Raw genomic sequence first — 21886 nt, 5'->3', positions numbered from 1 at the left:
TTAAAAAGTGTTAACGTTTGCCGATTTAACATAAACATCGTAATGTTTTTCTTATTTTCGGCTGCTTAAAACCTGAAATAGCTCGTATTAATCAGCATGAACTACAATAAGATCAACAATATTTTTGGCTGGGCAGCCGGCATTATTGCATCAATAACCTACATTTTAACGCTTGAACCCTCTACCAGCTTTTGGGATTGCGGCGAATTTATAGCTTGTATCTACCGCCTGCAGGTGGCCCACCAACCCGGTGCACCCTTATTTACCATGATAGGTAAGGTGTTCTCGCTCCTGTCATTTGGTGATAACATGAAGGTGGCTTACTTTACCAACATGGCATCGGCACTGGCCAGCGGCGCAACCATCCTGTTCTTGTTTTGGACAATTACTGCCTTAGCCAAAAAACTTGTTGTTAAGGCCGGGCAAGAGATCACCCCAACCAACATCATACAAATTATCGGTGCCGGTTTAGTGGGTGCTTTAGCCTATACCTGGTCAGATACCTTCTGGTTTTCGGCTGTAGAGAGCGAGGTTTACGCGCAATCATCCCTTTGTACCGCCATAGTTTTTTGGGCGATATTGAAATGGGAGAACCACGCCGATGAAGAACGTGCAGATAAATGGATCATTTTTATTGCCTATGTAATGGGCTTATCTATTGGTATCCACTTACTAAACTTATTGGTTATACCTGCAATTGCACTGGTTATTTACTTCCGCAGGGCTAAAAACGTTACCACACCGGGCACTATCTGGGCCTTTGTTTTAGGTGTAGTTACCGTAGCCATGATACTTTGGGGAGTAATACAATTTACCGTTAAAGGCGCGGCCTTTTCAGATCTGCTGTTCGTAAACAGCCTGGGCATGGGGTTCAATACGGGCGCCATCATATTTTATTTATTAGTAATTGGCACCCTTGCCACAGGTATTATATATACTATAAACGGCGAAAAAACATACATGTGGGCCGCTATAGCTTGCTTTATACTGGCTATTGGCTTTAGTGCCGGCATTATTGGCCTGGTAGCAGGAGCCGCAATACTCGCATTATTAGAGTATGTAATAAAAGTGCGCGAAAGGCGTGTTGCTTTAAACCGCGTGTTAATTTGCGCGGTGTTTATCCTGTTTGGTTACAGCTCATTCGTAATGATCGTTATCCGCGCAAAAGCGGGCACAAACCTTAATAACAGCGACCCGCAGGATGCTTTCGCGCTTAACAGCTACCTTAATCGCGACCAGTATGGTGATACGCCTTTACTATATGGCGAGTACTTCGATTCGCAGGTTACCGACCAGACCGAGGGCGCTAAGATCTATCGCCGTGGCGAAAAGGCATACGAGGTTGCAGGTAAAAAATTAAACACAATCTACGATAGAAACACGCTGTTCCCGCGTATGTTTAGCCAAAAACCGGGGCATCCTGAGTTTTACAGAATGTGGAGCAACCTTGGGCCCGAGGAGCACCCAACCATGGCTACCAATATTGGCTTTTTCAGCAGCTGGCAGGTTACGCAAATGTACACCCGCTACTTCCTCTGGAATTTTGCAGGCCGCGCCAACGAAATGGACGGACAAACCGCGCAGGGTGTTGATGGCAGCTGGTTAAGCGGTTTTGGCAATAAAGACCTGCCAAGTACCGTTACGCAAAGCAAATCGTACAACAGGTTATATTTTCTTCCGCTTATTATAGGTTTATTGGGGATGATCTATCATTTCCAGCGTAACCAGCGCGATGCGGGCGTAGTAGTAATACTGTTCTTTTTTACCGGTTTAGCCATTGTGCTTTACCTAAACCAGGACCCTTTGCAACCACGCGAGCGTGATTACGCTTATGCGGGCTCGTTCTACGCCTTTGCTATTTGGATAGGCTTGGGTGTGCTGTTTATAGCCGACCTGTTAAGTAAAAAAATAAACCCTAAAACAAGCGCTATAATTGCAACCGTGGTATGCTTACTTGCGGCCCCTGCCTTAATGGCTAACCAGGAATGGGATGACCACGACCGCTCTACCAAACTTACCCCGCATGATATTGCCTACGATTACCTGAACTCCTGCGCGCCAAACGCGATCTTGTTTACTTACGCCGATAACGATACCTACCCCCTTTGGTACATACAGGAAGTTGAAGGCGTAAGGCCCGATGTGCGTATTGTTAACCTAAGCTTGCTGGGTACCGATTGGTACATCCGCCAAATGAAAGGCAAAATGAACAGTTCAGAGCCGCTGCCTATAAGCATGCCAAATGATAAGTTTAAGGCGGGCATCCGTGATGTTATTTATTATAACGATGCCAAAATTGCCGGCAATGTTGAACTGAAAGAGGTTTTTGATTTTATCACCTCTGATAATAAGGATAACATGGTGCAATACCAAAACGGCGAAAACGCTAACTACCTGCCAAGCAAAAACTTTAAAATGACGGTTAATGCAGATGAGGTAATCAGATCCGGAACTGTACCTGCCGATAAAAAAGATAAAATAGTACCGGAAATGGCCTGGACCTACCCCGGCAAATATGTAACCAAAGACAACCTGGCCATGATGGACGTTTTAGTGCATAACAATTGGAAACGCCCTGTGTACTTTGCATCAACCGTACCAAGCGATAATATGCTTGGGCTTGACAGGTACCTTTATAGTGAAGGCTTAACATACAGGTTAATGCCATACCAGCCGGATACTACAGCCGCCGCGCAGGAGAACAGCAACACGCTTAAAATGTACGATAACATGGTTAACAAGTACAAATATGGTAATTATAAAACCGCCAGGTATTTGGATCATGAATCGTTAAACTTGTTTTACCCACTGATTACCCGTTTGTACGCTACCCTTGCCGATAACCTTTTAAAAGAAGGGCATCAGGACCTGGCCAAAAACGCCTTAAAAAAATATGATGAGGTAATGCCTTCTGTTATCATCTCGTCTGAACTGGCGGTGCGTAAATACTACATGGCCGAAAGCGCCTTTAGAATGGGGGATGTTAAATTAGGCGAATCGCTTGTTAAGCAAATTGATAAGTATTTGGTAGAGCAATTGAATTACGCCTACATTTTATATCAAAAAGGTGATGGCAACCTTAACACCCGCGACGTGCAATTATCGCTATCCTTATTAAACGGCATGGTTAATTTAACCAAAAACTTTAAGCAGGACGGCTTAAGCGGCACCATAAACGGCCAGTTAAAAGACTACGGCAATAAATTTGCCGGAATGCAAACACAGCAATAGTCTTCGATTTATGATAAAGCAAAAGCGGCCGAGAGCCGCTTTTTTTATGCCATATATGTCGTAACATTCGCGGCTTTGTATCGTCTCATTTAAAACCATCACTTATGAAATCTACATACATCCTGTTAGCCCTGTTGCTGATAACCGGCATAGCATCAGCCCAAAATAAACTTAACAGGATAGACTCGCTTATTAAAGAGAAAAACAAACAAGGGCTATTTAACGGCAACGTGCTGGTGGCAGAAAACGGGAAAGTAATATACAGAACCGCTATTGGATATGCCGATACAACTAAACAGGTGCAGTTAACCACTGCTTACCGGTTCCACATCGGCTCGATAGCTAAAGAATTTAATGCGGTTAGCATCATGATGCTGCAAGAACAGGGGAAGCTGAATATTGATGATAAAATTAACAAATATCTTAACGGGATGCCCGGCTGGGCAAACAACATCAGTATAAAAAACCTGCTGCAATATAGCAGCGGTATCCCTAACCTTAACTGGAAAGCACTGAATGGTGATGCTGATGCTTTAGCAGCTATAAAGGCCATTGAAAAGCCCGACTTTGAGGCAGGCACACAATATGCCTATAACAACAGCAATACTTTTTTACAACGTCAGATTATCGAAAAAGTAAGCGGGATGAAGTTTAATGACTTTGTCTCCAAAAAATTGCTGAAGCCGCTTGGCATGAACAATTCAATAGTTGACCCGGTTGATAGCACACCTTTTATGGCTATCTCCTATAATAACAGCTTTGTACGTTCGCCATTGGTTTACCCCATAACCGGGTGGACGGCCGTAACACTTGATGATTTTTACAAATGGGAAAAGGGCCTGGAGAATTTTAAACTTATCAACCCCGAATCTACACGGCAGATCCTAACGCCTTTTGCACCCAACCGGCAATGTGGCTTGGGCGGCGGTACCATGGACGGACCTAAACTTATTACACACCAGCATGATGGCACGGCTATGAATTACCAGGCCCTGCTAACCGCAAGTGTACCTAAAGGCCGTACAGTAATACTGATGACCAATAATAAACAAAACAATTTGTACGATATTAACAATGCGATTGAGGCTATTATGGATGACAAGCCATAATAGGCCTTAAAAATTAAGTTTTGACGGGTCAGTGTACAGGGTGTCCCATTCCGTCCCGTTTTTTAAAAAACGGGACACCCCTCTGACCTTTTAAGCAACTGGTAAACAATTACTTAAATAAAAACTACTTTACAGTGTCCCATCCACATAAAAATCCAAGTGTTTGATTTACAGCAATTTGAAATTTAAATTTAACACAGTGACATAAATAACGGGACACTAATTAATAATGCATAAAAAAAAGCGGCCTTTGAGCCGCTTTTGTATAATGTTACCTTAAAATAATTAGTCCTCTTCCACAACACCCATGCTGCAGAATTTGTCGATACGCTCGGCAACCAGTTCATCAACGTTGCGTTCGCCCAAGGCTTTAAGGTCTTTTATCAATTGTTTTTTAAGAATGGCAGCCATAGCAACCGGGTCCTGATGAGCGCCGCCAAGCGGTTCTTTTATAACGCCGTCTATTAGTTTGTTCTTCAACATTTCTGTCGAGGTCAGTTTCAGCATTTCGGCAGCGCGTTCTTTTTGCTCCCAGGTCTTGAAAAGAATGGTAGAACAGTTCTCGGGAGAGATTACCGAATACCAGGAGTTATCCAGCATTAAAACCTTATCGCCAATACCTATACCTAATGCACCACCAGATGCACCTTCGCCAATCACTACACAAATAACAGGCACTTTTAGTACTGCCATTTCTAACAGGTTACGGGCAATGGCTTCGCCCTGTCCGCGCTCTTCAGCCTCAAGACCTGGGAATGCTCCCGGGGTATCTATCAGGGTAACCACGGGCTTGCCAAACTTCTCGGCCATTTTCATCAGCCTTAAAGCTTTGCGGTAACCTTCGGGGTTGGCCATACCAAAATTGCGGTACTGCCGCTCTTTAGTGTTACGGCCTTTTTGGTGGCCAATAAACATCACGGTTTGACCATTTAAAGTCCCAAAACCACCTATGATCGCCTTATCATCACCTACAGTACGGTCGCCATGTATCTCAATGAAATCATCGCACATCAGCTCAAGGTATTGTAGGGTATAAGGGCGCTCGGGGTGGCGGGATATCTGTACTTTTTGCCAGCCGGTTAGGTTAGCATAAATATCTTTCTTAGCGGTTTCCATCTTGGCTTCAAGTTCTGCAATGGTGGCCGACATGTCAAGCTTGTTTTTCTCTTCAACTTGCTTAACCTTTTCTATCTGCCCCTGCAATTCTGCCAGTGGTTTTTCAAAATCAAATGTAATCTTCATACAATTTTATTGGCCGCTAAATTAAATAAATCAAATGGCATATTGTTTAATTATCCTTACTTGAATGTTTTCAATTTATTTATCTGCTGTGGCGATAGTAAATAATAGGTATTAAGCGCCGCGTTTAAAATAGCATTCCGCAATTCGCCCTGGTATAAACCATAGCGGTTTGTATAGTAAATAAGGTTGCTTTCGTTTATCTTTTTTGTGCGGAATAAGGCATCCAGTTTAATTTCGTTAGTTACAATAAAGTTGCCCATTTCTATCTTCTTACGCTTTAACTCGGTGTATATTTTAGTTAAAGAGCTAACCTGCGACGGGCTAAGATCTATCTCCTTCTTAAACTTTAACGCTTTCTCTGCCGATGGGAAGCCGTTAATATCGGCGACCGTGCTCATTCCATAAACATCCTCCCCTCTTATGAGAGCATTGTATTGCACATCGCTCAACGTTTTCACAGGGGATGGTTTTAACGTGCTATCCGGGGCCTGCGCTTTGGCATTAAAGCTGATGAACATGATAAAAACAGTGGCAGTCAGTAGTTTAAACATAGTATCAGTTTGATTATAAACGCGCAATATTTGAGCCAAGGTTTTTACTATAGTACCCTTCAATTTGCATAGTTTAAATATCGCTTGAAGAAGATTTCTCGTCGCTACGCTTTCCCCGAAAGGACATTGAGGCAAGAGTGGTTTACTCCACCTTCATCACCTTAGTACGCTTACTTATTCCGTTCTCGTTAAAGGCTTCTATCTGGAAATAGTATGGCAGGCTTTTTTCCATCCCGTTAAAATAGTACTCGTTTACATTGTATACCATTATGTTGTTATACAGTTTATCGGGTTCGGTGCCAAAGTAAATGGTGTAGCCCACAGCCCCGTCAGTTTGTCGCCAGCGGATCCAGGAATTGCGGCGCTCAGCATCACCACGCAGCACTATTAAATTCCTTACTGTATCGGGCGCGGCACCGGCTCCTTTGCCAAATATACGGAAGCCCGATAAAGCAAACTTACCGGTTGGCATGTGCAAGTTCGTTACTTTAAGATAGCGTGCCTTTGCCGGGGTCTTCAGCTCCACATAATCATGCGGTACATCGGTTTTATTCCTGCTTTTATCTACCAGCATCTTCCACGTTTTACCATCGATAGAAGAGGTGATCACATACTGGTGATAAACCCCTAAAGATTTGCCCATGAAAGTGGCATCCTGATCGGCATAGTTTAGCTGGATAGCCCTAACGGTACTCACTTCGCCAAGGTCGGTTTGCAGCCATTCGCCTTTGTTGGCCGTTTTTGCGCTCCAATAGGTTTTAATATCTTCATCAACCGCCAGGTTTGGCACATAAGCACCCAGCGTTGACGATACCTGCACAGGCTTGTTGTAGTTAAGCAGCATCCAACCTGTAAAATTGCTTTTCAAGTGGTCTTCCTTGCCAATGGCTAAGTAGTGCGGGTAATCGCCATAGGAAGTATTAGTGTACAACACACCATCTTTATCAAAACCGGCCGGCCAGAAACCGTTACGGCGTTCAAAATTATTCTTCACATTAATAACCATAGTGCTGATGTGCCAGTAATTACCATATTTATCGGCCCAGGTAGCGCCGTGGCCCGCTCCTTTCGCGAAGCCGCCAGGCTTATAACTGAACGGATTATGCTTTTGATAAGTAAACGGACCAAGGGGCTTATCGCCCACATAAACGCCGTCGCCATATCCACGGCCTTCGGTGCCCGGCGCGGCATACTGCAGGTAGTATTTTCCGTTATACTTGTTCATCCACCCTCCTTCCATAAAGCCGGTTAGGAATACATTATCATTGTTCTCGCCGAAGCGCTCCCAGCCGTGTTCTTTCCAGTCGAGCTTGATCATTTCCTTTTTAGGGCCTATAGGCTCAAAGGTCTTGCGGTCTATTTCCTGCCCGTACATAGGCAGGGTGTTACTGCTGCCATGATAAATGTACACGCGGCCATCATCATCCGCGAACAACCCCGGGTCCCACGCCCCTACTTTAAAATAATCTTTAGCGGCCTTCCAGGTATCGGTACGCGGGTCGGTACTCATCCACAGGGTAAAATCTTTGTTATAGGTAGAGCCTATTACCAGCAAGGTATCGCCTAAAACCAATGTGCCGGGCGCGCAAAGCTCGTCGCCTTTCACCTCATTGTAGGGCCGTACAAACTTGCGCGATACAAACTTCCAGTTCAGCATATCGCTGCTCCACCAGTATCCAAACTGGTTGGTACTAAACAAATAGTAGTTGCCTTTAAAAAGGGTAACGGTAGGGTCGGCAGTGGCGCGGTGCTTGCCCCATGCCGCGAAATTTTCGAACGGCGTGTAGCCGTAATCTAAATTCAGCGGGTTACAATAAGTAAGCCTTTTGGTTTGTGCCGTTGCGGATAACACACAAGCGTATATAAGGGCAGTTAAAAGGATCCGGAACTTCATAACAGGTAGCGTATTTGGTTAGCACATCAAATATCAGTTTTTGGGCCGATAAAAGAAACACGCCTTAGCCTTTAACACTAATTGGCCAATTAGTTGTGACATTGCAAGAAATTTGATAGCCGCCGTATTTTGTATCTTCGCCCATTCAAACAACACGCTATGTACAAAAACTTATCCCGGGCGACAATAATTGCCTTTGCAGCTTTAAGCTTCGCATCTTGCAACAACACCGCTAAAACCGATAAAGCACCCGTGGCTGATACCATTGCTAAAGCCCCTTCGGCCCCGACGGCAACTTCGCCTCCTGCTGTTATAGATACCGGCAAACTGGTTGGCGCATGGCACGATGAAACCATTAAAACCGATAAAGGCGAAAGTATTGCCTATGAAGTGGTAAGCAGCGGACATAAGGTTTACATTCAGGCTATAACATTCGTAGGAAACGATCTGAAACTGAATGATACGCCGCCTATTACCGCAGCCGCATCAGAGATCCGGAAGGAAGGTGATGGCTACGTAAGTGTGGAACGCCCCGACGAAAGCTACAAAGTTGACAAAAAAGGCAACCTGCTTTTATTTGATAAGGGGATATTGGTTGCCACCTGTAAAAAGATATTGTAACAACAAAGGGCCCTTGGGCCCTTAACTATTATTTGTGATTTTTATTCCAGCCTATCTTCATCTTGCCGCCCTCTTCGTGCGCGCGGATGTGGAGCACAATTCCTTTAAAGCGTTTTTTGGCAAGTTCTTCCTTGTCTGTAATCAGGCTATCTTTCCCCGGGTTGCGCAACGGTATATCCAAAGCAATATCGGTTCCTCTTGTAAACCCATAAACGCCTTCTACATCCACATTTAACACACTGCTGCTAACCTGCAATGGTTTTATGGTTATCATATCACCTTTAACCAAAAAGTGCCCATCTAACTTTGGTATGCTAATGTTCTTAAGGTTGCGGAATGGGAACGCGAATTTACCTACGCTTACCAACGGTTTAAAATCAATTAAAGCCGCGTTGCGTAAGCTGAGGTCTAAATTACCGTTAATGGAGTTTGGCACCAGGTTACCGGCATCTGTAATGCCACCGGTAATGCTTGTTTTGGCCGATAAAAAGCCCTTTAGGTTTTCCGACGTAAAATCCTGCAAACCAAAATTATTAAAGGCCACAAAAAATTCGCGCATGTTTACGTTGCTTATCACCGTGTTCACAGCAAAATTATTCAGCTTTTTACCCTGCATCATTTTACCATTCATTTTTAAAAAGCCACCGGCATGTTTAACCCCTATATTTTTGATAATAATGCCATTATCAGTAGTCAGCAGGTCGGCAGTTGCATCCGTCGCCAGGAATTTTTTATAGTAAACTTTGGCAACTTGCATGTGCATTTCGGCTTTGCCCTTTTCAAGCACCGTGCTTAGCTGGTCTACAACATTACCGCTGTTGGCCCTGCTTTTAATTGCGGGCGTTTGTTTACGTTCGGCTAAAAAGCCTAAAAATTCGCCAAGGTAAAGTTGCGGGCTACGTATTTGCCAGGTAAGCAAGATCTTTTCTGGCGCGTTATAATATAAATTAAGGAAGTTGTTTACCCGACCGTTCATGTTAACAATGCTTCGGCCGCTTTGCAGGCGAATGTTGCTTAGTATCAGGTCATCGCCAACAAAATTTAAGGATATGGACGAATTGGTTAACTTAATATTACGCGGGATATAATGTATATCGGTATTACGCAGTACTATAGCCCCTCTTATAACAGGTTTGTTTATTTTGTAATCTACAATATCTGCGGTGTAACGCAGCTTCATATCAGCCTCGCCATTGGCAAACTTGGCTACGTTGTCTTCCAAAAAGTAATTAAGATCAGCCGCCGGGAAGTTCGATTTAAAATTACCTGTGGCAATAGGTTTTACCAGATTAATAATGCTGCCGGTATCAATAGTGAACGGCAGGTGGTTGTAGCTCCCCTTTAACCCTATTAGTTTAATGGCAGAGTTATCATCGCCGTAACCCTTATCCTTCACATAATTGTTAGTAAAAATGCCGTTGAAACTGCAATTGTCCAGTTCGCCGCCCGGTATGGTTATCTTACTATCCTTAACCCTGGCGGTTACATAAATTTTAGGGCCACCATCGCCTCCTCCAAAACTTCCGTTAAGGTTACAGGTAACATCCATGGGTTTGCTGATGTTAAAGCGATTCAACACTTCGGTAATATTGGGCGCAAGCAATCCAGAGGCGCGTCGCCATAAGATCTGGTCGGCAACAATGTTGATGTCAAAATTAGCCGACGGCTTATCCTTTGTTGCAAAAACTGCGTTTATTTTAAATGGCGTTTCACCAATGTTTAAAGGTTGTACCGATACATTTACCTTGCCACTCCCCTCGTTATAGCCGGCAACAAAATCACCTTCAAGTTTTTGGTTTTTTATAAAGCTGCCCCGCTTACTATTAAATGCCATGCTTTTTGCCAGTACATCCAGATGGAAATTGGCACGCCAGCCACTGTCCGGATATTGCATTTTGCCGCTCAGGTCATTCACGCTAAATTTGAAAAGTTTATATGCCTGCCTGTTATCTACTGTAAACGTCACGTTACTTAGTGTAAACTTTTTTAATTGGGTGGACGAGCTGCTTTCTGACGGGTTATCTTTTACCTTTTTATTATCCTTTTTAAAAACGGCGGTATTACTGTAACCTGTGCTATCTGTAAACAAGTCGATAGCAGCATTACTGATATCAATATGGTTAATGTCGATCGTGCCCCTGAACAAGGCCATGGTATTGATAGAAACATTAAAATCTTTGGCGTTTAGCAGCGTATGCTTATGGCGGTCGTACTGTTTATCGCGGATCAATACGTTTTGCAGGGTAAGCGAAACATCCGGAAAACCACGGAAGAAATTTGGCTTCATATCGCCTATAACGAGGGTGCCGTCCACACTTTTATCAAGCTGTTCGTTCACCATTTTAAGCACCTTGGCTTTATTGAAACTGATATACATGGTTGCGCCAACAAGTACCAGCACAATTAGTAGTACAGCGCCGGCAATAATCTTAAGGGAAATTTTTAACCACTTAGGCATATCAACAGTTTTAGGTTAAATAGTTAAATGCCTTATTTTGTTTGCTTTGTAACAAGATGGTTAATAGCGGATGGGAATAATGACCGGGTGAAAAACCTTCTCACCCTCTTTGCGAAGCAGAGAGCTAGGCAAACGGAGTAATGTAGGGGGTGAGTAGAATAGCCTATTTTACCTATATTAGCTCCGGACAAACCATGGCTAATACTGCACCCCACTTACGCACCGTTAACGTTACCCGCTATGTTACGCCATTGCGCGAGGGCGGTTCGTTGCCCGCTATTGCCGAGGCAGACGACGGATTTTTATATGTACTTAAATTTCGTGGTGCCGGACAGGGACCAAAGGCTCTTATTGCCGACCTGATAGGCGGTGAAATTGCCCGTAAACTTGGCTTTAAAGTGCCCGAACTGGTGTTTGCCAAACTGGATGAAGCCTTTGGCCGCACCGAGCCGGATGAGGAAATACAAGATCTGTTAAAGTTTAGTGTAGGGCTTAATCTCGCTCTGCATTATTTATCAGGCTCAATCACCTTCGACCCTACCGTTACTTTTGTAACCACCGAAATGGCCTCGAAAATTGTGTGGATGGATGCGCTGCTGATGAATGTAGACCGCACCGCACGCAATACTAATATGCTGATGTTTAACCGCGAGCTTTGGTTGATAGACCATGGCGCGGCGTTATACTTCCATCATAATATGGAAAACTGGGAGGAACAGGCAAAACGCCCTTTTACGCAAATAAAAGATCATGTGCTACTGCGCAAAGCCACAGAACTGGAGGCGATGGACGCACAATTTAAAGCCATACTGACGCCGAAATTTATTCAATCGGTTGTAGACCTCATACCGGATGCATGGCTTACAGACCGCTCGTTTGAAACAGAGGATGAGCAGCGGCAGATTTACGCCAAATTCCTGAACACCCGATTAGCTAACTCAAATGTTTTTGTAACCGAAGCACAAAATGCAAGACCGACACTTATTTGAGTATGCCGTAATACGCGTGGTGCCAAGGGTAGAGCGTGAGGAATTTCTGAACGTAGGGGTTGTTTTGTTGTGCAGTAAACAAAAATTTCTGAAAATGATATACCACGTTGACAGGGAGCGCCTGCAAGCCTTCGCCAAAGACCTGGACATTGAGGCACTTGAAGAAAACCTGCTCTCGTTCCAGCGTATTGCGCAGGGTGGTAAAGATGCCGGCCCAATTGGTGAGTTGGATGCGCCTTCGCGTTTCCGCTGGTTAACAGCTACCCGCAGCACGGTGGTACAAACCTCTAAGGTACACCCCGGGTTTTGTTTGGATGGCGAAGATTCGCTGACAAGACTGTACGATCAATTGGTGAAATAATTCTTTGTGCCCCTCATGGGTTAATGAACACCCTGTTACGCCATCGTTTTCGCAGATTTATATTTTGGGGTATGTAAAATGTACACTATATATTTATAAATTAGCTCTCCATTAACCAATTAACCGCTTCATGAACCTATCTGTCAGGATAAAAGCCTTTGTGCTTTGCATGCTTTGTTTTTGTGTGCTAAATGATGCCATCGCGCAAAAAAAGAAGATCAAACCTAAATTCAGCGTTATTGCTTTTTACACCGGTAAGGAAGACCAGGCTCACATCAGCTTTATGCACGAGGCTAACAAATGGTTCCCTGCCATGGCTAAGAAGTATAATTTCACATACGATTCTACCAACAACTGGAAAAACCTGAATACCGGGTTCCTGGCAAAATATAAAGTAGTTATTTTTTTAGATACCCGCCCGGAGGATTCTCTGCAACGCGCGGCCTTCGAAAAATATATGAAGAACGGTGGCTGCTGGATGGGGTTCCACTTCTCGGCGTTCGCACTTAATCAATCGGCAGTGCCGCAAAACTGGGATTGGTACCATAATACCTTTTTAGGCTCGGGCGAATATGACAGTAACACCTGGAGACCAACATCGGCTATTTTAAAGGTTGAAGGTAAAGACCACCCGGCTATGAAAGGGCTTGGCAACACCTTTAAGGCATCGCCAAATGAATGGTACCGCTGGCAAAACGATCTGACTAAAAATCCGGATATTCAAATATTAGCATCTATAGACCCGGTAAGTTTTCCGCTGGGCACAGGCCCTAAACAGCATGAAATATGGCATAGCGGTTACTATCCCGTAGTGTGGACCAACAAAAAATATAACATGGTTTACTTTAATATGGGCCACAACGATATTGATTACGAGCATAAAACCAATAAGGACCTATCGCTCACTTTCGGCAACCCGGCAGAAGACAAACTGATATTAAACACCCTGCTATGGCTGGGTAACAAGAAATAACAATAAAACGTAACCCCTACCCCAACATGAAGAAAACACTTGTGATAGCCGGCCTTTTGTGCTTCAGTGTGAGCGCTTTTAGCCAGGCAAAAAAAACGCCGTACTCGGCTACTAATAAAACGGTAAAAATGTACGTTACCGAAAAAGGATCGACCAAAAGACTTGCCCCTGCCGGTGACTTAAAATTTGTTACAGAAGCACAACCACCCGAAACCGAAACACTTGTTTTTGTAGACCCTGAAAAGAAGTTTCAGACCATGCTGGGTATTGGCGGCGCGTTAACAGATGCCGTTGCCGAAACTTTTTACAAGCTGCCGAAAGATAAGCAAACTGAGCTTTTAGAAGCTTACTACAGTAAAACTAAAGGCATTGGCTTTACCCTTGCCCGCACCAATATCCAAAGCTGCGATTTTAGTAGCGGCAGCTACAGCTATGTAAGCAATAGCGATAAAAACCTGTCGACCTTTGATGTAAGCCACGATAAAAAGTACCGCATCCCGTTCATTAAGGCGGCAACTGCTGCCGCCGGTGGTAAGCTAACCATGTTTGTATCGCCATGGAGCCCGCCCGCTTTTATGAAGGATAACAACGATGTATTACACGGAGGCAAATTAAAGCCCGAATTTGCACAGAGCTGGGCAAACTTCTATATCAAGTTTATTAAAGAATATGAAAAACTGGGCATCCCTATCTGGGGCCTATCGGTACAAAACGAACCGATGGCAACGCAAACCTGGGAATCTTGCAAATATACGGCTGAGGAAGAGCGCGATTTTGTGAAGAACTATTTAGGACCAACGCTTTGGAAACAAGGCATGCAGTCGAAAAAACTGATCGTATGGGACCATAACCGCGACCTGCTTTACCAACGCGCAAGCACCATTTTGGAAGACCCTGCCGCTGCCAAATACATTTGGGGCATTGGTTTCCACTGGTATGAGACCTGGACAGGCGCAGGCCAAAACTTTGAGAATACCCGTTTGACACATGCTGCCTTTCCCGATAAGAACCTGATCTTTACAGAGGGTTGTGTAGAAAAGTTTGATTTCACCCGTTTGGACGACTGGAACCTTGGCGAGCGTTATGGCCTATCTATGATAAACGATTTTAATGCCGGCACCGTAGGCTGGACCGACTGGAACATCCTGCTTGATGAAAAAGGCGGACCAAACCATGTGGGTAACTTCTGTTTCGCGCCGGTACATGCCGATACACGCAATGGGCAGTTATTGTACACTAACTCTTACTACTATATAGGCCATTTCTCTAAATACATTCAGGCGGGTGCAAAACGTATTGCTGCCGCTGCAAGCAGAGACAAACTGCTAACCACCGCCTATCAAAATCCTAATGGCTCGATAGCCGTAGTAGTAATGAACCGCACCGATGAGAAAATTGATTACAGTTTATGGATAAAAGGCAAGGCTGCCAAAACCACAAGCGAACCACATTCAATAGCTACCCTGGTAGTGCAATAGAATAACAAAGCCCTTCAAATTTTGAAGGGCTTTGTTATTCAACAAGAAAAGCGGGCGCCATTGGACATCCCGCTTTATCACTCATCACTCACTCACAAAAATTATCCGGCAGTTGGGGCTTTAACGCCTCTCCTGTTTTTCATTCTTTCTTTTAACTGAGCTTTAAGCTCAGTGTAGTTCTTTAATTGTTCGGCATTAAATACCGCTTTAAGTTCACCGTCGGTTTGCATCATAATTGCTTTGCGGCTCTCGTGGTTCAACTTACGGTCGGCAGTGCTTCGGTTAGCTTTTAGGCTATCCATTTGTGTAGCGCGCTTCAGCAAAATGGTGTTCACCTTAGCATACTGATCCTGGCTAAGCGTTAATTTCTTCTGTAGCATCTGAGACATTCGCTGTGCCTTTTGCTCTGGCGCAATATTTTTGTGCCCGCCGCGTTTGCCATGCATCCTACCTTTAAAACTGGCTTTCAAATCGGCATATTTACTTTGCTGATCGGCAGTTAATATAGTTTTCAAATTCGCATCGGTAGTAACCATAATAGCTTTACGGCTTTCGCGCGTCGCTTTACGGTCGGCGCCTTTCGCAGCCTTCAGGCTATCCATGCTGGCAGCGCTTTTTGCAAAAATCGCTTCGGCTTTTTTAGACTGATCTGCCGACAGGGCTAATTTTTTGCTCAACATATCCGTTCTGTGTTTCGCTCGCTGCTCCGGCGATTTTGCTACCCTTTGGGTTTGTGCCTGGGCAAACACCGCGGTGCCGGCCAGGAATGTTATCATCAATAATATCTTTTTCATGTTTCTTAATTTTGGTAGTATGACGCTATTTAACTGCCTATGGTTTAATTAAGGTCATCATCATATTGTCATTACAGTAGTATTATGCGCAAGCCAGCTATCAACCAAGAGGTTATTTAAATTGATTTTAATGAAAATTTATTATTTATAACACTATATTAGCCTAGCTAATAAGTATTAACCTTTAAACTATGCCATTACAGCTTACAAGAATTTGGAAGGTTTACAAGCTTATTTTTAAAAATATTTTAACCAAAAAATTCAATAAAACAGAGGATGCAAGTAACTGGCGTGCAAAGATATTTATAAAGATAATCCTCTATGCAACACCTTTAAGCCTGCTGGCTTTGTTACCAAGTGTTATTATTTTATTTAACAACGGGCGTACTTTTCTACCCCTGTTTGATTGTTTCATTTTATTAAGCATCCCAACCGTTGCGTTGATCAGCAGAATTAAACTATCGTATCAAAAGGCATACGTGGTTTTAATGCTTTACCTGCTTGCTGTAATTAAAACGGTATTATTGGGTTCGTTTGAAATTGGCGCTATTTACTTGCTGGCATTAAGCGTTTTTATTTCGCTGCTTTTTTCATCGGCGGTAATCATCACATCAGTAATAGCCAACATTTGTATTTACACGGTGCTTGGTTTGATAATACATTTCCAACTGTTTAACTCGCAGCTCATCAATAAATACCCTGTTGATTTCTGGATATTTTATTCATCCAACTTCTTGTTTTTAAACATGGCAATAGTTGTGATAATACGCCATATTATTACCGGGATCGAAAAAACCATTTCGCAGCAAGCCAATTTGCGCATGCATTTGCAGCATGAAGTAAATAATAAGAATTTACTCAATGCCCAACTTATAGAATCTGTAGGGCATTATAAAAGCTTATTTTTCAGGAACCCGTCGCCTATGTGGATATTTGATTCGGAAACGCTTCGGTTTTTACAGGTAAACGGGGCCGCGATCAGAAAGTATGGTTATACCCGCGCCCAATTTAAGTTGATGACCATTAAAGATATCAGGCCCAAAGAAGATATTGAAAGCCTGCTGGATACACTGGACAAGATCAATAATAACAATAATGGTGCGGCTGTTTCTACGGTTAGACATATGGGGAAAAATGGTAAACCGTTTTACGCCCAGGTAAGATGCAGCGATATTGTTTATCGGGGCAAAACGGAACGGTTAGTGATATCCACAGATATAACACAGCAAATACAATACACACAAGCTATTGAAAAACAAAACGAACAATTGCGCGAAATTGCCTACCTGCAATCGCATATTGTAAGGGCTCCGTTAAGCCGTATTTTAGGCTTGGTTAATATGTTAAAAACAAGCACCGATAAACAATCGGAGACTGAGATCATAGCATACTTAGACACATCGGCTAGAGAATTAGATGAGGTGATAAGGGCAATTGTTAATAAAACAGAAGGCGTTGACCCCGTAAACCATAATTAACCGGCAAACTCCTCTACAAATTCATTCAGCGTAATTAAATTGTTAATGGCATCGCCCATTGTGTTATTAAAATAGGCGTAAACCCTTTTTCCGCCGCCAAGCCATTCATGTATATACTGAGCATATTCATACAAAAAAGCATCGGTGTAACTGCCACGGTAGCCCCCATTTGGGCCGTGAAAACGCAGGTAAACAAATTCGGTTGCCATATCTACCATAGGCGTTAACGATTTTGGCATATCTTGTATAACCATCCCACAGGTATAGTTATCAAGCATCTCATACACCTCATCCTTGTACCAGCTGCGGTTGCGAAACTCTATGACGATGTCCCACCCGGCAGATAAGCCTGTATCCCGGATATTAACCAGCAGTTTCTCTAATTGCCTTATATTGCTTACATCATTACTGCCCGGGAACTGAATGAGCAGGCTGCCCTTTTTGTTGCCCGCGGCATCTATTACCTGCATAAAGCGATCAACATCCTCGGGCTTAAAAAGTAACTGCTTGTTATGGGTAATGTCGCGCCAAAGTTTATAGGTGAACCTAAAATTATCGGGCACCTCGTTGGTCCATTTTTTTACGGTAGATGCTTGGGGTAGTTTATAAAAAGAGCTATTGATCTCGATACTGTTAAAAAGCGACCCGTAATAAGTTAACCGCGATTTATCCTGAAAGTGCGGGGGATAAAGGGATTTATTGGGCACTGGCAACACCAGCCCGCTGGCTCCCGAGTAAAAATTTTGCTTAGTATGATGCATGCAATAACTTAACACACTTGTATTTACTATTGTTGCGCTTATCTTAGCAATTAATTAACCCAATAAACCTCATAACATATCTCACATGAAACTTACAGGCCTGTTTATTATTTCGGCACTTGCCCTTGCATCTTGCACATCAAAACCTGCTACAAACGTTAACGACGACAAAGCCTCGCCAATAGTTGGCACCTGGAAACTTGTAGCCGCTGTAACGGTAACCAAAGGCGATACCGTTAAAGATTACCCCGTGCCAAACCAGGAAATGCTTAAAGTACTAAACGCTACCCACTTCGCCTTTATGCGCCACGATCTAAGCAAAGGCAAGGGCAAGGATGCTACCTATACCGCGGGTGGCGGCACCTACGATTTTAAAGGCGATAAATACACCGAGCACCTGGCCTACTTAAACGCCCGCGAATGGGAAGGCCGCAGCTTTGATTTCACCGTTCAATTTAAAGGCGATACGCTGATACAAAAAGGCATTGAGAAGATCGACAGCCTTAACATCAACCACGAGATCATCGAGACTTACGTTAAGCAGAAGTAAAGCTTACGACCAAAACCCCTGCACTTTTATTTGTGCCGATGGATAGCCCTGCTGCTTTAGCAATTTACGCAGCTGGGCTACCATTGTATTGTTCCCTGCCAGGTAAAATATAGTATTCTCTAAACTGTAATGCTGGTTAAGTACCCATTCCATGAGGCTGTTGTGGCCGTAAACATCTTTGCGGGCAACGGGCTCAATAGGCGTCCAAAAATACTCGTTAAATAACTTGCGGTGCTCTTCATTGCCAATTACTACCCCGCCCGAAAAGCGGGTATGCGGCAGCACCATTTTTTGCAGGGCCAGTAAATGCCCCATGCTGCTTTCATCGCCCAGGGCAATTACGGCCGAAGTTTTATCGGGCTGGTGGTGTGTGAAGCCTATTTTCTTAATATAACTTATAGTATCGCCCTTTTTTAAATGCCGTGCCCACTTGCTGCCGGGGCCGTTGTGCACGGCATCAATATAAATGGTGCAGGTATGCGTTTCAGCGTCCCAACCGGATGGGGTGTAATCGCGGAAGGTAAAATCATCTACCCTGAATTTAATGTAAGGTACATGCTCCCAATTGCTCATATCTGCAAGGGGCAAGTGCAGGTCTATTTCTATCAGGGTCGAGGGGTTCCAGGGGCGCACCTCAAGTACAGTACCTGTTTGCAGCAAGCGCGCCTCAAACAGCTGGCCTGCCTTTCTTTTTAATTTGCTTAAAGTGGATGTTTCCATGTGAGATAAATTGACACTACAAAGAAACATCGCAAATCAGCTTACATCAATGGCATACCTGCGGTATTCATTGGACTATTTACGGTATTCTGCGCGAAATGAAAGCGGCGTTACACCTTCCGATTTTTTGAAAAGACGAGAGAAATAGGCATGGTCTTCGTAACCAAGGGTATGGGCTATCTGCTTTACATTTTTACCGCCATAGTATAAAAGGCGCTTGGCTTCCAGCATGATCTCGTTCTGGATCCAGTAACTTACCGAGAACCCGGTGGTTTTCTTGAGTGCCTCGTTGAGGTAAGTTTGAGATACGTTCAACATCTCCGCATATGCCGAGGGGCTTTTAATGGTTACGTAATTTTCTATCAGCAAAGCTTTAAACTGCTGGGATAATTCTACAGGCCGCGAAACTTTTAGGGAGTGGCAATTGCTCTCGGCATAACAACCCGCCGCTATGCCTATAAAAGATTGCAATAGCGAAAGTACGATGGATGTGTTGAATGTGCTGCTTTCATGTTCATCAAAGCGTTGTTGAAGCAAAACCAATAACCCGCGGCATTGCTTCATTTGCCCCTCATTTAATGTGTAGGGTTTTTGAACCGCAAGTTGCCCTTCAAATACTTTGCGGTAATCGGGCGGGACCAACATGGCATCAACCGCCAGGAACCAGCCACCTGCGTGCTTTTTGCTTATACCATGATGCACCTGCCCCGGCAAAACATAATAAAGCGAGTTGGCAGAAAAACTAACTTCGATAAAATCGATCATCATGGCTGAGCTGCCACTTTCAACCACAAAAAAAATGTAATGGTCATCCCGGTGAGCCTCCATAATACTCTCTTCCATACGCATCTCATCAATACTGTAATGCCATATTTCAAGGCCAAGGGCGCTGCGCTTTTTTAACTGATGTACGGGGATGTCTTTCATCTGCAGTAGCAAATGTAAGCGATAAATAAATACCGTTGGGAAAATTGTCCATCTGTTGGCGAACATCTTCCATGGTGCAGGGCGGTAGTTGTTTGCACATTTGTAATGTCAATAACGACAAACTAAAAACATAACACAATGGCACGTTTAAAAGCTTTAAATCCTGACGAAGCAACAGGCAAAACAAAAGAATTATTTACCGCTATAAAAGGCAAACTTGGTGTAATACCTAATATGATGCGCACAATGGGAAATTCACCTGCCCTGTTAGAGGGTTATCTTAACCTGAGTGGTGCATTGTCTCATGGCACACTGGGTGCAAAAACCGGCGAATTATTAGCACTTGCAGTAGGACAGAAAAATAGCTGTGATTACTGTGTATCAGCACATTCATACATAGGCGAAAAATTAGCGCATATTGACGCCGCTACTTTGCAGAACGCACGCAATGCAAACGCGGCGGATGCTAAAACCGATGCCGCTTTAAAATTTGCTACCGCATTGGTTAACAAACAAGGCCTGGTTAGCAGCGCTGATGTTGATACCGTCAAAGCTGCCGGCTATACTGATGGTGAAGTTGGCGAGATTGTGGGCCACGTGGCCTTAAACATCCTTACCAATTACTTTAACAACACTGCCGACACCGAAATTGACTTCCCTGCGGCTAAAGCATTAGATGGTGTTGAGGCCTAATAGCGCGGCTAAAATATCAGCTAACAGTAAAAGTCGAACAATGATGCTTCGGCTTTTGCTGTATTGTTTACCTTTATTTAAGCATATATTTATGGAAAGCCTTACCTTATTTTAACCGGATGCCCGATAATAATAACATACTAACCCTTATAGATCCCGCGAACGGGCACTTCCTTTTCAGATGGTTTACATTTGATTATAACAGCCAGTTTAATTACCTGCGCCGTAATAATTATTACTCGGTAATATGGGTTAAGCAGGGCGCCGGCAAATTACGGTCCGATTTCTCTGAACATGATTTTAAGGATAACGACCTGCTTGCTTTTACCCCGTACCAGCCCTTTATGCTTACCGAAAGCAAGCCGCTAAGTGGCGTATGTATCGAGTTTCACCCCGATTTCTTTTGCATCCATAAGCACGATAAAGAAATTTCGTGCAGCGGTGTATTGTTCAATAACATTTATAGCCCGCCATTTGTAAATATTGACAGTAATACGGCCGTTATACTGGATTTGTTGCTTGGCCAGATCAAAGCTGAAATGGAAAATGAGGCCATGGCACAATACGAGATCCTGATATCTTACCTTAAAATATTCCTGATCACCGCGTCGCGGTTAAAGGCGGCACAACAAGAACTGCACAGCCAGGAAACAGATACTAAAGTTTCTATTTTGCAAAACCTGAAGGAATCTATCGAGCTCAACTTCAAGACCAAACACTCCCCAAGTGAGTATGCCGATATGCTCAATATCTCTGCAAAGGCTTTAGCCCGCATCACCAAAACACACTTTAACAAAACCATAAGCAACTTAATAGCCGAGCGGATCGTAATTGAAGCCAAGCGCGAACTTTACCTTACCAACAGGCCCATTAAAGAAATTGCTTACAGCCTGGGCTACGAGGACGAATATTATTTCAGCAGGTTTTTTAAAACTAACGCGGATGTATCGCCGCAAATGTACCGCGATAAGGTGGGCTTTGCCAAAGCTGTGGTAAACGGCAAACTGATGATAAATTAAAAACGGGCCACCTTTTCGGCAGCCCGTTTCCAGGTGT

Annotated in this window: 19 protein-coding genes; 11 read left to right on the top strand and 8 right to left on the bottom strand. The window is 43.7% G+C overall.

Going from position 1 to position 21886, the window contains the following annotated elements; all coding sequences use genetic code 11:
* Positions 1 to 96 precede the first annotated feature (96 nt).
* The gene (locus tag ACFQZI_RS03040) at positions 97 to 3231 is read left to right on the top strand and encodes a DUF2723 domain-containing protein (RefSeq protein ID WP_377138239.1); all 3135 of its coding nucleotides are present in this window, start codon (positions 97 to 99) and stop codon (positions 3229 to 3231) included.
* A gap of 104 nt (positions 3232 to 3335) precedes the next feature.
* Complete coding sequence (locus tag ACFQZI_RS03035; RefSeq protein ID WP_377138236.1) at positions 3336 to 4340, top strand: serine hydrolase domain-containing protein; 1005 nt, start codon at positions 3336 to 3338, stop codon at positions 4338 to 4340.
* 285 nt (positions 4341 to 4625) lie between these two features.
* Here ACFQZI_RS03035 and ACFQZI_RS03030 read toward each other — a convergent pair whose 3' ends face one another.
* The 3 genes from ACFQZI_RS03030 to ACFQZI_RS03020 all read right to left on the bottom strand — a co-directional run bounded on the left by ACFQZI_RS03030 (position 4626) and on the right by ACFQZI_RS03020 (position 8027).
* Entirely contained in the window at positions 4626 to 5582 is a 957-nt protein-coding gene (locus ACFQZI_RS03030) for an acetyl-CoA carboxylase carboxyltransferase subunit alpha (RefSeq protein WP_377138234.1), read from the bottom strand.
* A 56-nt stretch (positions 5583 to 5638) separates the two neighbouring features.
* Positions 5639 to 6133, bottom strand: a complete 495-nt coding sequence (locus tag ACFQZI_RS03025; RefSeq protein WP_377138231.1) for a hypothetical protein — start codon at positions 6131 to 6133, stop codon at positions 5639 to 5641.
* 142 nt (positions 6134 to 6275) lie between these two features.
* Complete coding sequence (locus ACFQZI_RS03020) at positions 6276 to 8027, bottom strand: family 43 glycosylhydrolase (RefSeq protein WP_377138229.1); 1752 nt, start codon at positions 8025 to 8027, stop codon at positions 6276 to 6278.
* A gap of 159 nt (positions 8028 to 8186) precedes the next feature.
* Here ACFQZI_RS03020 and ACFQZI_RS03015 point away from each other — a divergent pair, with 159 nt between their 5' ends.
* Positions 8187 to 8648 carry a hypothetical protein gene (locus tag ACFQZI_RS03015; RefSeq protein ID WP_377138226.1) on the top strand — a complete coding sequence of 154 codons (462 nt, stop codon included), beginning with the start codon at positions 8187 to 8189 and terminating at the stop codon, positions 8646 to 8648.
* 28 nt (positions 8649 to 8676) lie between these two features.
* Here ACFQZI_RS03015 and ACFQZI_RS03010 read toward each other — a convergent pair whose 3' ends face one another.
* Positions 8677 to 11106: an AsmA family protein gene (locus ACFQZI_RS03010; protein ID WP_377138223.1), complete on the bottom strand. Its 2430-nt coding sequence runs from the start codon at positions 11104 to 11106 to the stop codon at positions 8677 to 8679.
* Between the two features lie 194 nt (positions 11107 to 11300).
* Between ACFQZI_RS03010 and ACFQZI_RS03005 the strand changes: the two genes are divergently transcribed.
* From ACFQZI_RS03005 to ACFQZI_RS02990, 4 genes are all read left to right on the top strand, one after another.
* On the top strand, positions 11301 to 12095 hold the full coding sequence (locus ACFQZI_RS03005) for a HipA family kinase (RefSeq protein ID WP_377138221.1): 795 nt from the start codon (positions 11301 to 11303) through the stop codon (positions 12093 to 12095).
* The gene (locus tag ACFQZI_RS03000) at positions 12073 to 12456 is read left to right on the top strand and encodes a DUF3037 domain-containing protein (RefSeq protein ID WP_377138218.1); all 384 of its coding nucleotides are present in this window, start codon (positions 12073 to 12075) and stop codon (positions 12454 to 12456) included. Before ACFQZI_RS03005 ends, ACFQZI_RS03000 begins: the two co-directional genes overlap by 23 nt.
* A gap of 130 nt (positions 12457 to 12586) precedes the next feature.
* Positions 12587 to 13429, top strand: coding sequence for a ThuA domain-containing protein (locus ACFQZI_RS02995; RefSeq protein WP_377138215.1), 843 nt, complete (start codon positions 12587 to 12589; stop codon positions 13427 to 13429).
* Positions 13430 to 13455: 26 nt separating this feature from the next.
* Positions 13456 to 14907 carry a glycoside hydrolase family 30 protein gene (locus ACFQZI_RS02990; protein WP_377138213.1) on the top strand — a complete coding sequence of 484 codons (1452 nt, stop codon included), beginning with the start codon at positions 13456 to 13458 and terminating at the stop codon, positions 14905 to 14907.
* Positions 14908 to 15008: 101 nt separating this feature from the next.
* Here the strand turns inward: ACFQZI_RS02990 and ACFQZI_RS02985 are convergent, their stop codons facing one another.
* Entirely contained in the window at positions 15009 to 15701 is a 693-nt protein-coding gene (locus ACFQZI_RS02985) for a hypothetical protein (protein ID WP_377138210.1), read from the bottom strand.
* Positions 15702 to 15892: 191 nt separating this feature from the next.
* On the opposite strand from ACFQZI_RS02985, the gene ACFQZI_RS02980 reads away from it, so the two are divergent.
* Complete coding sequence (locus ACFQZI_RS02980; RefSeq protein ID WP_377138208.1) at positions 15893 to 17179, top strand: PAS domain S-box protein; 1287 nt, start codon at positions 15893 to 15895, stop codon at positions 17177 to 17179.
* On the opposite strand, the gene ACFQZI_RS02975 is transcribed toward ACFQZI_RS02980, so the two are convergent.
* Positions 17176 to 17940, bottom strand: a complete 765-nt coding sequence (locus ACFQZI_RS02975) for a DUF72 domain-containing protein (RefSeq protein ID WP_377138205.1) — start codon at positions 17938 to 17940, stop codon at positions 17176 to 17178. The two genes, ACFQZI_RS02980 and ACFQZI_RS02975, sit on opposite strands and share 4 nt — an antisense overlap.
* A gap of 85 nt (positions 17941 to 18025) precedes the next feature.
* Here ACFQZI_RS02975 and ACFQZI_RS02970 point away from each other — a divergent pair, with 85 nt between their 5' ends.
* Entirely contained in the window at positions 18026 to 18490 is a 465-nt protein-coding gene (locus ACFQZI_RS02970) for a hypothetical protein (RefSeq protein ID WP_377138203.1), read from the top strand.
* Positions 18491 to 18493: 3 nt separating this feature from the next.
* Here the strand turns inward: ACFQZI_RS02970 and ACFQZI_RS02965 are convergent, their stop codons facing one another.
* A complete protein-coding gene (locus ACFQZI_RS02965; protein ID WP_377138202.1) occupies positions 18494 to 19210 on the bottom strand; it encodes an SIP domain-containing protein in 717 nt (238 codons plus the stop codon).
* A gap of 75 nt (positions 19211 to 19285) precedes the next feature.
* On the bottom strand, positions 19286 to 20137 hold the full coding sequence (locus ACFQZI_RS02960; RefSeq protein WP_377138200.1) for a helix-turn-helix domain-containing protein: 852 nt from the start codon (positions 20135 to 20137) through the stop codon (positions 19286 to 19288).
* A gap of 138 nt (positions 20138 to 20275) precedes the next feature.
* Here ACFQZI_RS02960 and ACFQZI_RS02955 point away from each other — a divergent pair, with 138 nt between their 5' ends.
* Entirely contained in the window at positions 20276 to 20830 is a 555-nt protein-coding gene (locus ACFQZI_RS02955; protein WP_377138198.1) for a carboxymuconolactone decarboxylase family protein, read from the top strand.
* 119 nt (positions 20831 to 20949) lie between these two features.
* Positions 20950 to 21849, top strand: a complete 900-nt coding sequence (locus tag ACFQZI_RS02950) for a helix-turn-helix domain-containing protein (RefSeq protein ID WP_377138196.1) — start codon at positions 20950 to 20952, stop codon at positions 21847 to 21849.
* Positions 21850 to 21886 lie beyond the last annotated feature (37 nt).

This window comes from Mucilaginibacter lutimaris (genome assembly GCF_042676625.1).
In the GTDB taxonomy this organism is placed as follows: Bacteria; Bacteroidota; Bacteroidia; order Sphingobacteriales; family Sphingobacteriaceae; genus Mucilaginibacter; species Mucilaginibacter lutimaris.
Note: the sequence above shows the minus strand (reverse complement) of the source record. Positions and strands in the feature narration are given on the sequence as shown.